This window comes from Campylobacter concisus, from assembly GCF_001891085.1.
In the GTDB taxonomy this organism is placed as follows: domain Bacteria; phylum Campylobacterota; class Campylobacteria; order Campylobacterales; family Campylobacteraceae; genus Campylobacter_A; species Campylobacter_A concisus_O.
Genome location: NZ_JXUP01000001.1, coordinates 111722 through 126880, shown reverse-complemented (window position 1 = coordinate 126880; position 15159 = coordinate 111722). Strand labels below are relative to the sequence as shown.

Below are 15159 nucleotides of genomic sequence, written 5' to 3'. Positions count from 1 at the left end.
AGATTAATACCCATAAATTTTGGCAAGTTTATCTATCTTTGCACTCTTTTGCCAGCTGTATTCAGTCTCGTTTGCGATCTTTTGGGCTAATTCTTTAGCGAAATGATCACTTATGAAGTCAAGAGCCATATCCATGCCAGTAGCCACGCCTGAAGCTGTGTAAAATTTATCATCTTTTACCTAGGTGGCGTGCAATTGTCACTACAGCCTTGCCGCAACTTTTTACCCGCTCAAATGATCTTTTGTTTGATGTAGCTTTTAGTCCGTCAGGCACTCCAGCGCGAACTAGTAAAGCTGAGCCAGTGCAAAGACTAAGGCAAAAATTTGAAGCCAGAATATACTTTTTAAGATACGATATAAACTCGTTGCCATTAGATCAAGCGCCTCATAATCATTAAAAAGATAAAAGAGGTTCATTTCTCTGCCTTTTGGATAGAAATTTTTAAAATTATTGGTGTTCTCGTTTAAATTTTAAAAGCAAAATCTGAAATAATTTTTAACTATAAAATAGGAGGAATTTAGATTTAATATTCTTATAAAAATTAACAAAGCTTAAATATTTTTTATAAAATTTTTAGTAATCTTTTTTGCTAAGGTTTGCTTGTGATTAGCTCTGATATAATAGCGACCAAAATAGCGTAGCTATGCGATTTAACGTATTTAACCAATACTTAAATTGTTTAAGCTCAAACTCATAAAGGACTACAATGACGAGAATTCTTACTCTGCTTTTTACATTCTTTGTAACAGCAATGGCAACTCAAGGACCAACTGGCGTCAATCAATATAATAGTGCCATTTGGGCGGCTGAAAGGATAGAAAATATCAAGCCATACGAACAAGGTTTGGGGCCGATATTTACTTTTATCCAAGGTAATGATTATTTTGCAATAGCAGCACTTTCTATCATTTTGGCTGTTATTGGAGCATTTGCATTACACTTTTTAATCATTGGACCAAAACATTTTAGTCATGATGGTAAAAAGGTGTTTGCTTTTTCATTGATCATACGTATAGCTCATGGTTTGGCAGCGATCTCATGGATCATTTTAGTGCCAACTGGTATCATCATTATGTGGGGTGCAGAGCTTGGCGGTGGAACATTTGTGCGTTTCTGTAGATACTTGCACGATACAGCAACTGTGGTCTTTGCTATTTCTGTGCTTCCTATGTTATTTACCTGGACAAAAAGAATGCTTCCTGCAATTTATGATATCAGATGGATGATGATAGTTGGTGGCTATTTATCAAAGAAAAAGAGACCTGTTCCAGCTGGTAAATTTAATGCTGGTCAAAAAGCATGGTACTGGATCGCTATCCCTGGTGGTATCGTTATGATAATTACTGGCGCGATTATGTATTTTACGGACTTCAAAGAGCCAGCGGTTGCTTCTTGGTTTGGTCTTACACAAATTGATCTTTTAAGATACAGCGTAATTATCCATAACTGTCTTGGCATCGCATGTGCAGTATTTTTCTTAGTTCATATTTATATGGCAGCTATTGCTATTCATGGTGCTATTTGGTCGATGATTACTGGATATAAAGAGGAAGAAGAAGTTTATGTTCTTCATCACTACTGGTATCAAGAGCTCGTTAGAGAGAATAAAATTCCAGTATCTGATTATGAAAAGTCTTATACAAATTTAAAATAATTAACTTTACTTTGACCTTGCTAGTAAGCGAGGTCAAAGCTCTCTTTTATCTCAAATTTATACATTAAAATTTTTAAAATAATTAATATTTTTTTGGCTATAATCCAAACTAGTTTCAAGGTTTGAAATACTAATTGCAAAAGGAAAAATCATGACAACAATTGATTGTAGAAATTTAGAGTGTCCAAAACCAGTCACAATGACAAAAAATGCACTTGATAGTTTAAGTGAAGGTGAAAGCTTAGAAATTTTGGTAAATGCACTAGCTCCAAAAGAAAATATTTCAAGATTTTTAAAAAATCAAAATATAGAATTTAGCCTAGAAAGCAATGGCAACGAGACTAAAATTTTAGCTACAAAAGGCAAAAATGCGCTTGAGCTTACAAATTTTGATGAGTTTGTCTGCGACATAACACCAAAAAATAATAAAGTACTCTATCTGAATGAAGAGCGCGCGGGAAGTGGTGAAGTAGGAATGAATTTACTATCAAAATTCTTAGGAGCATTTCTTCAAGTTGAGAAAAAACCAAAGATAATAATCTGCGTAAATAACGCTGTAAAGATGACAACAAACCGCTCACACCCAAGCTTTAAGCCGCTTAAAGATCTTGAAGCTGCTGGTGTTAAAATTTTAAGCTGCGGAAGCTGCTTGGAGGCTTATAAGCTAGTAAGCGATCTTGCGATTGGCGAAATTTCAAATGCTTATGAGATCATCGACATACTCTCAACTCACGAGCAAATCAAATTATGATCTATCACGACAAAAAGCTTACGCAGTTCGTTAGAGCCGCTGGTTGAGCTGCTAAGCTTGACCCGTCGGGTCTAAACAAAACGATTAGTAGTTTAAATTTATCTCATCCAAATCTGCTCTCAAGCACCAATTCTAATGAGGATGCGAGTGTCTTTAAAATTTCAAGTGATCTTGCACTTGTTCAAACGCTTGATTTTATAACGCCTGTGGTAAATGATCCTTTTATTTACGGTCAAATCGCTGCTGCAAATAGCCTAAGCGACGTCTTTGCAATGGGTGGTGAGGTGATAAATGCTCTAAATATCGTAGGCTTTGATAGCTGCAACTTGGCACCTGAAATTTTAGGAGAAATTTTGCAAGGCGGAGCCGATAAAGTAAAAGAGTGTGGTGGCATTATAGTTGGCGGGCATACGATCGAGACACAGCAGATGTATTATGGGCTTAGCGTCACTGGAAGGGTACATCCTGATAAATTTTGGGCAAATAATACAGCCATAAATGGCAATGTTTTGATACTTACAAAGCCCCTTGGAAGCGGCATTTTAAGTACAGCAATAAAGGCTGATTTATTAAGCATTGAGCAGATAAAAGAGGCTGCAACTATTATGGCACAGCTAAATTTTTATGCATTAAAAGCACTTGATGGCATCAAAGTTTACGGTGCTACTGATGTGACTGGATTTGGCTTTTTGGGGCATTTAAGCGAAATGCTAAATGAAAAGATCAGTTTTGAAATTTATGAAAAAAACGTGCCAATCATTGCAAGCGCAAAGGAATTTGCCGATATGGGTATCATTCCAGAAGGAAGCTATAAAAACCGCGAATTTGCAAAGCATTTTGTAGACAAAGAAGCTGACATTTTACTATTTGACGCACAAACTTCTGGTGGACTTTTGCTCGCAGTTGGTGAAAAGGACGCGATGCTTGCAGTAAAACGCTTAAAAGAAGTAGGCTATGAAAGTTCAGCTATCGTTGGCTCTGCGGTGTCAAAGAGCGAGTTTGGTATATTTTTAAGATAAATTTTTAAAAATAGTATGCTATCCATTGCGTTAGTGAAATCTTTTAATTTACTTAACCATTCTATAATTTCAAAAACTACAAAGGAGAGATGATGAATTATCTTGAAATTTTAAAATTTCGTCATGCTTGCAAGGTTTTTGACGAAAGCAAAGAAATCGGTGCTGGAGAGTTTGATTTTATACTAGAAGCTGGTAGGTTAAGCCCTAGTTCAACTGGCCTTGAGCAGTGGGATATCTTAGTCGTTCAGAATAAAGAGCTTAGAGAAAAAATAAAAGCTCTTTCATGGAATCAAGCACAAATCACATCTTGCTCGCATTTAGTTGTCGTTTTAGCTAAGATCAAAGAGGTGAAATTTGGAAGCGCATACGTTAATAAAATGATCGCTAGAAATACCAATAAAGATCCTGAAGCCATTGCTGCAAGGCAAAAATTTTACCATGACTTTTTGCTAGCAAATTTTAAAAATGATGATGAGCTAACATTTCAGTGGTCACATGAACAATGCATGATAATCGCCACAAATATGATGAATGCAGCTGCAAGTTTGGGCATTGATAGTTGCCCAATAGAAGGCTTTGACAGACACGCTTTAAATGAACTTTTGGGGCTTGATGAGAGTTTTCAAAGAGTGGCTATCATGGTATCATTTGGCTACCGCCTAAATCCACAACCAAAAAAACTTCGCAGAGAAATTTCTGATATCGTTACTTGGATCTATTAAGATATTTGAGCCAAATTTTAAATAAATTTTTGGCTCAATTTTAAATAAATCAATAAATTCTAAATAAATACTTATCTTTATAAACCCAAATCAAGTAAAAATGGGATAAAATCAAAGCCAAAACCTAAACTAACGAGGTGTCTATCGTGCTTGAGAAACAAAAAACCAGCCTTCAGATAGTAAAAATGTTTTATACAAAGGCTATTTTACTTCTACTCTCATTTATATTTTTAGCATTATTTGTAGTTTGTGCCGGTACGAACGATATAAAGTATGATCTTAGCTCAACAAATTCAAATATAAAATCATCAATCTCAAATAGCTTTTTTATAATAAAAAACGATCTATTTTTAAAGTCAAAAATGGTTGAAGCAGGTCTTAGTGATATGTTATTTGATAAAAATTCAACAAAAAACGATCTTTATATAGCTTTTTATGTTTTTGATAAAAATAGAAATTTACTCTATTCAAAGAAATTTTTAGGTGCTGATGACATAGCCGAAAAGGATCTATCTCAGCTTAGTTTAAACGAGATAGATGCCGGGAAATTTACAGTATCAGATCGTGTCTATAAAAATAATCGTTTTAGAGACATTTATGCATCTTATGGACTAAAAAATGGAGGCAGTATTTTAGTTCAAATTGATATAAAATTTTTGCAAAACTACACTAATGTAGATTACGATGAGAAAACCAAAACTTATGCTTATCTGGTAGATAAATATGGAAATTTATCAAGAGATGAGTTTTATAAAAAATTTGATGAATCGATGTTTTTGCCTTATGTGAGTCTTGGCGACGAGTTTAAAGAGGATAAAATAATATTTTCTTTAAGCCATATGGGCTTTTATCTCATAAGCTATATGCCAGAGTATAAAATTTTTGTTATTACTGCCTCAACGAAGCATTTTCATATCTTTATGCAGTTTGTGTTATTTTGGCTATCGATCTTTTGTTTTACATCTTCTTTAATATTATGGGTTAGAGATGTAAAATTTATAAAAAATAGAATAATGCCAGCTTTAAAAGAGGTAAGAGATACTTTAGATGGCGATGAATACGAGATAAAACGAAGCCTTAATGTAACAGAATTTGAAGATATAAAAAATGGAATAAACAAGCTAAAGATAGAAACCAAAAAAGCAACTGATGGGCTAGAAGAATACAAAAGTAGATTTGGCTATATTTTTGAGCAAAGCTTTTTGAAAATAGTAGTTTATGATGCTTATAGCGGCGATATTATTGATGCTAGTAATGCATTTTTATCTTCTGTTGGCTACACAAAAGATGAGATTATAGAGCTAAATTTAAATGATTTAATAGATGACGATTTTGCATTGTTTATGCAAATGAAACAAGATGCTCAAAATAGCGATATGAGTTTTAAAATCAAGCTAAAAACAAAAGATGGCGGCACTAAAGAGGGATTTTTACAAGAGTCGCAGATTGAACTAAGGGATTCTAGGCTAAATTTTATGCTTATACACGAGCTTGATGATGGAAAATTTACGAAAAAGGATAACGAAGCAATAAATGATTATTCGTTTTTATCGCCAAATGTAATAGCAGAAGCTTTAAGCAGCGATCCATTTTCTATCGTAAGAAGTACGCAAAATATTGATAGTATCTTTAAAGTCCCGCAAGATAAGAAGCTTATAAATTTAAAAGATCTAATAAGCCCTGAAAGTTTAGATGAGTTTGCTGTAAATGTTTCTAATGAATCTAAAAAATTCTTTGAAAAAGGTAGCAAAAATAGCGAAATAAATCTCGTAGCCAATATGCAAACAAATGAAAACAACAAAACGCCATTTAAAATAAAGGTAAAATTTATAGATAATGGTGCTGACAAAGAGCAAAAAATCATCTACTTTTTTAATGACCTAAGCGATATAGCAAAGTTGCAAGAAAAATATGATGCTGAATTAAAATATTTTCAAAGCATACTTTGGGCAAGCCAAGCGCTTGTTTTTTCGTGGGATAAAAAAAGCGATACCCTTTATATCCCAAATGCTATTGCTAAGTCGCTCGGATATGCATTAAATGGGGATATGAGTATAAATTTTGAACGTGCGAAAACTATATTTGTAGATGAATTTGTAAGCTTTAAGGACTTTTTTGACCTTATAAAAAAAGGTGAAGTATATGATGGCGAAGTGCGTTTTTATAGGGCTGATAAAGAGATTATTTATGTAAGGATTAGAGCAAAAGCAATAGCTTTTTATGATGGTGAAGCAAGCGTTATAAAGGGCACAATGCAAGATCTTAGTGTGCAAAATAGCTTTTTTTCTTATCAAGATCTTTTAGCAAAAATTTTCTCATACGCAAAAGAGCAAATTATTATGCTTGATGATGAGTTTAGAATCATAGATGCTAATGACGCTTTTTTCGATACGCTTAACATTTCTAGAGATAAAAATTTTATAGAGAAAATTTACTCAAAAGATATAATAAATTTTAAAAACGGACTAAAAGATATTAAAGATGAAATTTTAAATTCACTTAAAATAACTGGCTTTTGGCAAGGTCTTATTCATGATGTTCGAAGCAAAAATAGACTCGAAGTTATAAGCATAAGTAAGCTTTTAAACGCGTTTGGCGATCAAGAGGGATATATTTTATTAGCTTCAAGCGCAAATGATGATTGCTACAATAAAGAGTACCTCGAATTTATCGCGTATCACGATACGCTAACTGGATTGCCAAATAGATTTTTACTTTTTAATAAGCTAGAAAATCTACTAAAACAAGCGAAAAAAAGCTTAAAAATAGCAGCTTTTTATGTCGATTTTGATAATTTTAAATCGATAAATGACGGATATGGACATCAAGTAGGTGATAAAATCCTAATAGAAATTTCAAAAAAAATAGATGAAATTTTTCCAAAACAAGGAATATTTGCAAGAATAGGCGGAGACGAGTTTATAGGTGCTATGCCTTATGAAAATCTGGGAGAAATTTACGAAACTGCTGAAAACATCTTAAGAGTGGGTCAGAGTAAAATTTCTATTGATGATGATGAAAAAAAACTTAGCATAAGTATTGGTATTAGCTTAAGTAGCGATGTACTTAGCGTTGATGATCTAATCGAAAGAGCTGATTGGGCTATGTATCAAGCAAAGCTTAATGGAAAAAATAAATATTATGTATTTAATTCGAAAAAAGATACATACTTTAAAAATGAATATAGAGATGACTCAAAGATCATTGAAGCTATAGATGCTGGGGAGATGTTTTTATTATATCAGCCTGAGATTGATATAAAAAGTGGGGAAGTTAGCAGCTTTGAGGCATTTATTAGATGGAAAAATGGCGATAAGATATTAAGGCCATCAGACTTCTTACCGCTTGCAAAAGGCTCAAAAGCAGTTGTTGCTATCGCATTATTTACGCTAAAAGATGCTTTAAAAGCTAGGGCTGTATGGCTAAAAGAGAGAATAAATGCAAAAGTTAGAGTAAATTTATGCATTAAAAAGCTAATGACTTCTGAGTTTTTTGAGAAATTTAAAAAGCTTTTAAAAGATGAGCAACTAGACGCTAATGGGCTAATCATAGATATCGTTGACTCTGCAAGTGGCGTAAATTTAGATGATGTTGTTAGATATATTAATGCTTATAAGGAGCTAGGCGTTAGCTTTTCGCTTGATGATTTTGCATCTTATTCAGGCTCGGTAGAAGCTTTAGGCATGTTAAAAACAAATAGATTTAATATAGATAAAAGATTTTGCAAACAAATTTTTGATTCAGTAGAAGCACTAAAGACCATACGCATGATAAAGTATGTATCAGATACATTTAATTTTGATGTCATGATAAAAAATTTAGAAGATAAAAGCATGCTTGAAATTTTTGTCGGGTTTGGCTTTAGTAGATTTCAAGGACGGCTTTTTGCACCAGAGCTTAGCCTGGATGATGTGCTCAAATTTAAATTTGCTCTATCATCTCCGCTAAATGTAAGAAATTTTCAAGATGATGAGAACTACAATATGCTTTGCAAAATAGTAGGTGCAAAAGAGCTTATGATTCGTTTGATAAATTTGCTTAAATGCGATGAAAAAGTAAGCGAAAAATTAAAAATCGAAATAGCAAATCAAGTAGATGATATCAGAACAATAGATGAAAAATTAGCTGAAATTTTAGATACGATCCTTGTAAAAATAGACAAAGAGAACGTAATAAATTTAGCTAATGAGGCAATTTTATTATGCGATAATGATCTAAATTTGAGTGGAGCGAATAAATAATGAATGAAAATGCTTTAAATGTTTATGAGCACGAAATCCCAAATGGAAGCAAGCTATACTTTGCCAGCAGTGCAAAGCTAAAGAGGCAGATTGAGCAAAAAGCTAGTGAAATTTTAGAAAATGAAGGCTTTAGCGAGATCGTAACGCCATTTTTCTCATATCACCAGCATTTAAGTGTAGATGCTACAAATCTTTTACGTTTTAGCGATAGCCTAAATCACGAAATAAGTCTAAGAGCTGATAGTACGGTAGATACTGTAAGGATCGTGCTTAGAAGGCTAAAGGCAAACGAATCAAAAAGATGGTTTTATATCCAGCCAGTCTTTCGCTATCCAAGTCAAGAAATTTATCAAATCGGAGCCGAACTAATCGGTGAAAATGATGTTTTAAAAAGCATAAATATCGTAGCAAAGCTTCTTAATGAGCTAAAAATGGATACATTTTTGCAAGTGAGCAATATACAAATTCCAAGAGTGATTTGTGAAATTTTAAGCGTGCCTATTGAAATTTTTGAAAATGGGCAAATGGAGAAAATTTTATCTCAAAATGTTCCATGGCTAAGCGCTCTTGCTCTTTTAAAGTCAGTTGATGAACTGGATGAAGTGATTAAAATTTCTCCAAGCAAACTAAAAGAACCGCTTGAAAATTTGAGAAATTTAGCCAGTGCTTTAGAATATAAAAATTTAAGAATAGTTCCGCTATATTACTCAAAAATGAGATATTACGATAGTTTATTTTTTAGATTTTTAAGAAATAACAGCATAATAGCAAGTGGCGGCAGCTACGAAATAGACGGAAAAATAAATAGTGGTTTTGCTGTTTATACAGATGCATTGATAGAAGAAAAAATTAATTTAAGGAAGTAAGAATGAGAAAGGCTGATTTAGTAGTTGGAGTTCAATGGGGTGATGAGGGTAAAGGCAAGATAGTTGATATGCTAGGACTCAACTATGACATGATCTGTCGCTCACAGGGTGGTCATAATGCCGGCCATACGATCTGGGTAGATGGTGTTAGATATGCTTTGCACCTTGTTCCAAGCGGAATTTTGCATAAAAATATCATAAACATCATTGGCAATGGCGTTGTTGTTTGCCCAGAAGTATTAATCACTGAAATGGCTCAGTTTGAAAATTTGGAAGGAAGACTTTATATTAGCGATAAAGCACATTTAAATCTAAGCTACCATAGTCAAATCGATCAAGCAAAAGAGAGACTAAAAGGTGAAAAAGCAATCGGTACGACTGGAAAAGGTATCGGACCAACTTATGCAGATAAAATAAGCAGAAGTGGTCACAGAGTAGGCGAACTACTTGAGCCAGAACGTTTATGTGATGCTTTGATGCATGATTTTGAGACAAACAAATGCGTATTTGACGCACTTGGTGTAAAAATTCCTAATGAAAATGAATTGCTTGAAGAGCTAAAAAGATATAAAGAGGTTTTGGCTCCATTTATCGCAAATACTACAAATTTAGTTTGGAAAGCGCTAGATGAAGATAAAAAAGTCCTACTTGAAGGCGCTCAGGGCACACTTTTAGATATCGACCATGGCACATATCCATACGTAACTAGCTCAAATACTATAAGTGCAGGTGCTTGCACAGGTCTTGGACTAAATCCAAAAGAAATCGGTGAAGTAATAGGCGTAATAAAGGCCTATACGACTCGTGTTGGCTTTGGCCCTTTCCCAACAGAAGACAAAGGCACAAGTGGCGACAAGATGTGTGATATCGGTAAGGAATTTGGCACAACAACAGGCCGCCGCAGACGTTGTGGCTGGTTTGATGCTGTGAGTGTAAAATATGCTTCAAGACTTGATGGTGTTGATACTTATGCGCTTATGAAGCTTGATGTACTTGATGGATTTGAAGTGGTAAAAATTTGCAAAGCTTATCAATATAATGGTGAAACTATCGATTATATGCCAACAGATCTTGAAAATGCAACTCCTATTTATGAAGAACTTGCAGGCTGGGATAGCGTAAAAGGTATAAGCAAATATGAAGATCTGCCAGCAAATGCAAGAGCTTATATTGAGCGAATAGAAGAGCTAACTGGCGTAAAGATCGGCTACATCTCAACAAGCCCTGAAAGAAGCGATACGATCATTAGATGAAAAGCAAATTTACCTCTATCGTCCGCGTAAAAAAACAAGAGATGGATAAGGTAGAGGCAAAGCTCACCGTTGCTAGACTTAATGTAAGAAATTTTGAAGAAAATTTAGTGCATTTAAGAGCAAGGCTTGAGGAGTTTTGCTTGCCAAAAAGTGGCAATATAGGCGAGCTAAAGGAAAATTTAGAGTTTATAAAGATAGCAAGGCAAGAGTTAAATGCCTGCAAAGAGAGCCTTGAGATAGCTAAAAAAGAGGTTTCGCATTACGAGCATAAATATAAAAATGCAAATTTAGAGTACGAAAAGATGAAATATCTAGAAAAAGAAGAGTTTAAAAAAGAGATAAAACGCATACAAAAAGCCGAAGCACTTGCACTTGATGAGTTTACAGTGATGAAATTTACAACTAAGAGCGAGTTGTGATGAGAGCGGTTTTATTACTCTTAACTATTTTAAATTTTGCATTTTGTTTTGAAGTACCAGTTGATTGTACGCAAATTTTTGAAGCTAGAAAAGAAGAAATTTCAAAGGAACTTGAGATCATAGATGAACAGCGCCAAGCTTTAGAGGTATTTCGTGCAAGCTCGGCGGCAGCCTATGAAGAAAATAATAAAAAGCTTGCCAAAAAAGAAGCTGATCTAAATGCAACAATGAAAGTGATCGAGCAAAAACGCAAAGAGATCGATGAAGTGGTCGCCAAAAATGAAAAAATTTTAAAAGAACTTCGCACAATGACTAGTGATAAAGTAAATGAGTCGTATTCTAAGATGAAAGATGGCGCGGCAGCTGAGGTGCTCTCTAAAATGCCTAGATCAAATGCAGCCACCATACTTTATGCTCTTGATGCCAAAAAGATATCAACTATCATGGCAAAAATGGATCCAAAAGTAGCATCTGAGATCACCACTTTGCTTCAAAAAGGGCCACCATTTGCTGATGAAAAAGACGATATGCCAACTCCAGCCGGTAGTATAAATATACAGTAATCAATCTTTTACACAAGCAAGTAAAATTTTAAAGAATTTAGACATCAAACATAAAGCGCTATACTTATAAATTTTTTAATTTTAAGCTTGCCTAACTTTAGCTTGCATACTTTTGTGGTAGCTATTTTTTAACCAAACTTGCTACGACCCCAACTCCAAGGATGACTAGAATGATAAAAAGGCTAATTTGTGCAGAAATTTCAAAACCATGATGAAAGATATGAGCGGTTGCATTTAAAGCTAGCTTTGCTGCGATAAAAAATAAAAGCACGATCACAGAAATTTCTAAATACTTTAAAAAATTTTTGAGTGCTTCAAGCACAAAATAAAGCGTTCTTAGCCCAAGTATCGCAAATATCATCGCTGAATAAACAATCACAGGATCTTTGCTCACAGCAATGACAGCCGGAACACTATCAAAAGCAAATATCACATCGCTTAGCTCAATCACACAAAGACACAAGAATAATGGTGTTGCTATCCAAGTGGCTTTTAGCCTTAAAATTTGATCGTTAAGAGCAGTTTTTTGACTATCTGAAATTTGTTTAGAAATTTCGCTAAATTTAACAAAAAAACTATGTCCAAAAAGCTGTGGTAAAACCGGAAAGAAGCGATAAACTGCCCTATAAGCTATGTGGTTTGAATAATCTTTTATATCCTCATCACACTTATCTTTTTTTATCATCATTACGGCACTATATGCGACTATTGCTGCAAATATTAGCTCCATCCAAGGAGAGATGGCAAAAAGCATCGTACCTACGGCTACAAAGATGAGCCTAAATATCATAGCTCCTATAACGCCAAAATAAAGCACTCTGTGGCGATAAATTTCAGGTATATTAAACCATGAAAAAATCGCCATCATCACAAAAAGATTATCTACCGAGAGCGACTTTTCTAGCGCATATCCTGCAAAATAAAGACTTGCTATTTCGCTGCCTCGCTCAAAATATAAATATATACCAAAAAGTACTGAAACTCCTATCCAAAAGATAGACCAAATGCCAGCTTGTTTTAGTGAAATTTTTCTCATCATGTTTATGAGCAAAAAGATCTATTCCAAAGGCAAGTGATGCCATTATAAGAAAAACTATAATTGTTTGAATTTCTAATGCGTTCAACTTTTATCCTTAAAATTTTAGTAAGGCATCATCAAGACTTCTACTATCTCGCCTTTTTTAAGAATTTCTTTATACATTGGGATCATTAAAAGTGCAGCCTTGTTTGTTAAATTATTTACGATCGCTGAACTGCCAAGCTTTTTGCCATTTAGATTTACAAAATTTTTTCCTTCACGATTTTCTAAATTTACAGCCGTAAATTCTAAAAATGGCGAACGCTTTTTATAGTCTTCGTCCATTATCGCCGTGATCTTTGGCTCTTCTTGACCAAACCACGCATTTATTAAGACCCTTACGTAAAGCACACACATAACCATTGCCGAGTACGGAAATCCTGGCAGTGCAAAGATATATTTATCGCCTGACTTTGCCACTCTGATGTGACGGCCCGGTTTTATGGCAGCACCTTCGATGATAAGACTAAAATTTTCATTTAAAGCGCCTTTTACAAAGTCGTAATCACCCATGCTTATGCCACCAGTAGTCACTAATATATCAGCTGATTTTAGTGCGTTTATGATCGCTTTTTCGACAAGCTCAGCCTTATCTCTTACGATCTCGCAAAGGATCGGCTCTGCGCCCATTTTGCGTATCTGCATAGCGATGCCTACGTGATTTGAGCTGTGAATTTGTGCTGGATTTTCTAGTGGCTCACCAAGGTCTTTTATCTCGCTGCCAGTCGCTAGTATCGCAACTCTTGGGCGTATGAAAACGCTTATGTGAAAGTGGCCAAGCTCTGCTAGAAGTGCGATTTCAGCGTAGCTTAGACGTGTGCCTTTTTTGATCAAAATTTCGCCTTTTTTGTAGCTCTCGCCCACTTCGCGCACGGCAAAGCCCTTTGGTACACTCTTTTTAATAATTATTTTTGAGCCGCTAACCTCGACATTTTCTACCGGCACAAGAGTATCAGTGCCTTCGCTCATTAGTGAGCCAGTGAAAGTTTTGACGCATTTGTTGCTCTCTATAACCAGCCCTTTATCGCTTCCAGCGGGCAGGTCTGTGATGAGTTCAAGCTCGCTTAGGCCATCTTTAAAGGCAAAAGCGTATCCGTCCATCGCTGAAACCGGCTTTGCTGGGTAATTTTCAGCGGCTGTCACGTCGTAGGCGATATTTCTATCAAGTGCGTCCGTAATGGCTACTTTTTCGACCTTTTCCCACGCATTTATTGTATCTTTTAGAATTTTTAGGCTATCTGCGTAACTCATAAAATCTTTCATTTTTATCCTTTTTATGAAATTTTTGCATATTTTATCCATTTCGCTCTTAAAAAATTAATCTTTGTTTTATTTAATGATTATTAAAATGTCGTTTAAGAAATCAGTTTGATTTTACCCTATACACAGGAATATTCATGAATAAAACAGTGCTTTACATTATTGCAGGTGCAAGCTTAGGCATTCTTGGCCCAGTGCTTGTTTATTTTGGCAACCCAGCAAATATGGGCGTTTGCGCGGCTTGCTTTTTAAGAGATAGCGTAGGTGCTTTTGGCTTTCATCAAGCCAAAGTGGTACAGTATCTAAGGCCTGAAATTTTAGGGCTTATCATCGGAGGCTTTTTAGCTAGCCTGTTTTGGAGTAGAAATTTTACTCCAGTATCTGGCAGTGCAGCATTTTCTAGATTTTTCCTAGGTGTGTTTGCTATGATTGGTTGCCTTATCTTTTTGGGTTGTCCATGGAGAGCGTTTTTGCGTCTTGGCGGAGGAGATATGACTGCTATTGCTGGTCTTGTCGGTCTATTTGCTGGCGTTTTTGTTGGACGATTTTTCAAGAAAAATGGTTACGTCATACCTGAAAATGATGCCACAACAAAACCAGTTGCATTTTTGCCATTAATCATTGCTATTTTGCTTTTAATAGCCCTTGTCTTTGGTTTAAAACTTGGCGATAATGGTGCATTATTTAGCTCAGAAAAAGGCCCAGGTTCACAGCATGCAAATATCTTTATCTCACTTATTTGCGCCATTGTTATTGGCATTTTTATGCAAAGAAGTAAATTTTGTTCGGTTGGAGCGATTAGCAAAGTTTTTGAGCGTGATCTTTCAATGTTTTATGGCATTGTATCTATCATCGTTTTTGCAAGTATCACAAATTTAGCTCTTGGACAATATAAATTTGGCTTTGAAGCTCAACCTATCGCTCACAATGACGTTCTTTGGAATTTTCTTGGCATGAGCTTGGCTGGTCTTTGCTTTAGTCTAAGTTATGGCTGCCCAGGCAAACATTTAGTGCAAATGGGAGCTGGAAATTTAAGCTCAGCTGTATTTGTTTTAGGCATGGGAGCAGGCGCTGCGATAAGCCATAACTTCATACTTGCAAGCTCTGGAGCTGGCATCACTCCTTATGCTCCATATGCCGTAGTGATCGGCTTTATCTATGCTATTTATGTCGGAGTTTTTACTAAAAAAGCATAATATAAATTTGGCTGCCTTTGCAGTCAAATTTACTCACTTTTTATATCTATAATTTCATCAAAAAGTTCAAAAAGCTTGTGTTGATGTGCGATCATTAAAATACTAGCCTTAATCTTAAAATTTTTTAGCGGCAATA

General features: G+C 35.0%; 14 protein-coding genes. 10 read left to right on the top strand and 4 right to left on the bottom strand.

Going from position 1 to position 15159, the window contains the following annotated elements:
- Positions 1–3: 3 nt before the first annotated feature.
- Positions 4–147 (bottom strand): hypothetical protein, encoded by a 144-nt coding sequence (locus TH67_RS10505; RefSeq protein WP_257637999.1) that lies wholly within the window; start codon positions 145–147, stop codon positions 4–6.
- 138 nt (positions 148–285) lie between these two features.
- Positions 286–417 (bottom strand): hypothetical protein, encoded by a 132-nt coding sequence (locus TH67_RS10500; protein WP_257637998.1) that lies wholly within the window; start codon positions 415–417, stop codon positions 286–288.
- A gap of 290 nt (positions 418–707) precedes the next feature.
- On the opposite strand from TH67_RS10500, the gene TH67_RS00635 reads away from it, so the two are divergent.
- The 9 genes from TH67_RS00635 (at position 708) to TH67_RS00595 (ending at position 11489) form a co-directional block, all read left to right on the top strand.
- Positions 708–1655, top strand: coding sequence for a formate dehydrogenase subunit gamma (locus TH67_RS00635; RefSeq protein WP_072593910.1), 948 nt, complete (start codon positions 708–710; stop codon positions 1653–1655).
- A gap of 151 nt (positions 1656–1806) precedes the next feature.
- Positions 1807–2406: a sulfurtransferase-like selenium metabolism protein YedF gene (gene yedF / locus TH67_RS00630; RefSeq protein ID WP_072593909.1), complete on the top strand. Its 600-nt coding sequence runs from the start codon at positions 1807–1809 to the stop codon at positions 2404–2406.
- Positions 2403–3425, top strand: a complete 1023-nt coding sequence (gene selD / locus TH67_RS00625) for a selenide, water dikinase SelD (RefSeq protein WP_374057340.1) — start codon at positions 2403–2405, stop codon at positions 3423–3425. The genes yedF and selD overlap by 4 nt, the downstream gene beginning before the upstream one ends.
- Before the next feature lie 92 nt (positions 3426–3517).
- Positions 3518–4147 carry an NAD(P)H-dependent oxidoreductase gene (locus TH67_RS00620; protein WP_072593907.1) on the top strand — a complete coding sequence of 210 codons (630 nt, stop codon included), beginning with the start codon at positions 3518–3520 and terminating at the stop codon, positions 4145–4147.
- A 146-nt stretch (positions 4148–4293) separates the two neighbouring features.
- Positions 4294–8388 carry a diguanylate cyclase domain-containing protein gene (locus TH67_RS00615; protein WP_081370890.1) on the top strand — a complete coding sequence of 1365 codons (4095 nt, stop codon included), beginning with the start codon at positions 4294–4296 and terminating at the stop codon, positions 8386–8388.
- Positions 8388–9254 carry an ATP phosphoribosyltransferase regulatory subunit gene (locus tag TH67_RS00610; RefSeq protein WP_021090725.1) on the top strand — a complete coding sequence of 289 codons (867 nt, stop codon included), beginning with the start codon at positions 8388–8390 and terminating at the stop codon, positions 9252–9254. Before TH67_RS00615 ends, TH67_RS00610 begins: the two co-directional genes overlap by 1 nt.
- 2 nt (positions 9255–9256) lie before the next feature.
- Positions 9257–10507 (top strand): adenylosuccinate synthase, encoded by a 1251-nt coding sequence (locus TH67_RS00605; RefSeq protein ID WP_072593906.1) that lies wholly within the window; start codon positions 9257–9259, stop codon positions 10505–10507.
- Positions 10504–10926 (top strand): flagellar export protein FliJ, encoded by a 423-nt coding sequence (locus TH67_RS00600; RefSeq protein WP_072593905.1) that lies wholly within the window; start codon positions 10504–10506, stop codon positions 10924–10926. Before TH67_RS00605 ends, TH67_RS00600 begins: the two co-directional genes overlap by 4 nt.
- Complete coding sequence (locus tag TH67_RS00595; RefSeq protein ID WP_072593904.1) at positions 10926–11489, top strand: MotE family protein; 564 nt, start codon at positions 10926–10928, stop codon at positions 11487–11489. The genes TH67_RS00600 and TH67_RS00595 overlap by 1 nt, the downstream gene beginning before the upstream one ends.
- Before the next feature lie 121 nt (positions 11490–11610).
- Here the strand turns inward: TH67_RS00595 and TH67_RS00590 are convergent, their stop codons facing one another.
- Together TH67_RS00590 and TH67_RS00585 are read right to left on the bottom strand one after the other, a co-directional pair.
- Positions 11611–12540: a TerC/Alx family metal homeostasis membrane protein gene (locus TH67_RS00590; protein ID WP_307781425.1), complete on the bottom strand. Its 930-nt coding sequence runs from the start codon at positions 12538–12540 to the stop codon at positions 11611–11613.
- A gap of 90 nt (positions 12541–12630) precedes the next feature.
- A complete protein-coding gene (locus TH67_RS00585; RefSeq protein WP_072593903.1) occupies positions 12631–13830 on the bottom strand; it encodes a molybdopterin molybdotransferase MoeA in 1200 nt (399 codons plus the stop codon).
- Between the two features lie 134 nt (positions 13831–13964).
- Here TH67_RS00585 and yedE point away from each other — a divergent pair, with 134 nt between their 5' ends.
- Positions 13965–15023, top strand: coding sequence for a YedE family putative selenium transporter (yedE, locus tag TH67_RS00580; protein WP_072593902.1), 1059 nt, complete (start codon positions 13965–13967; stop codon positions 15021–15023).
- The last annotated feature ends 136 nt before the right edge of the window (positions 15024–15159 follow it).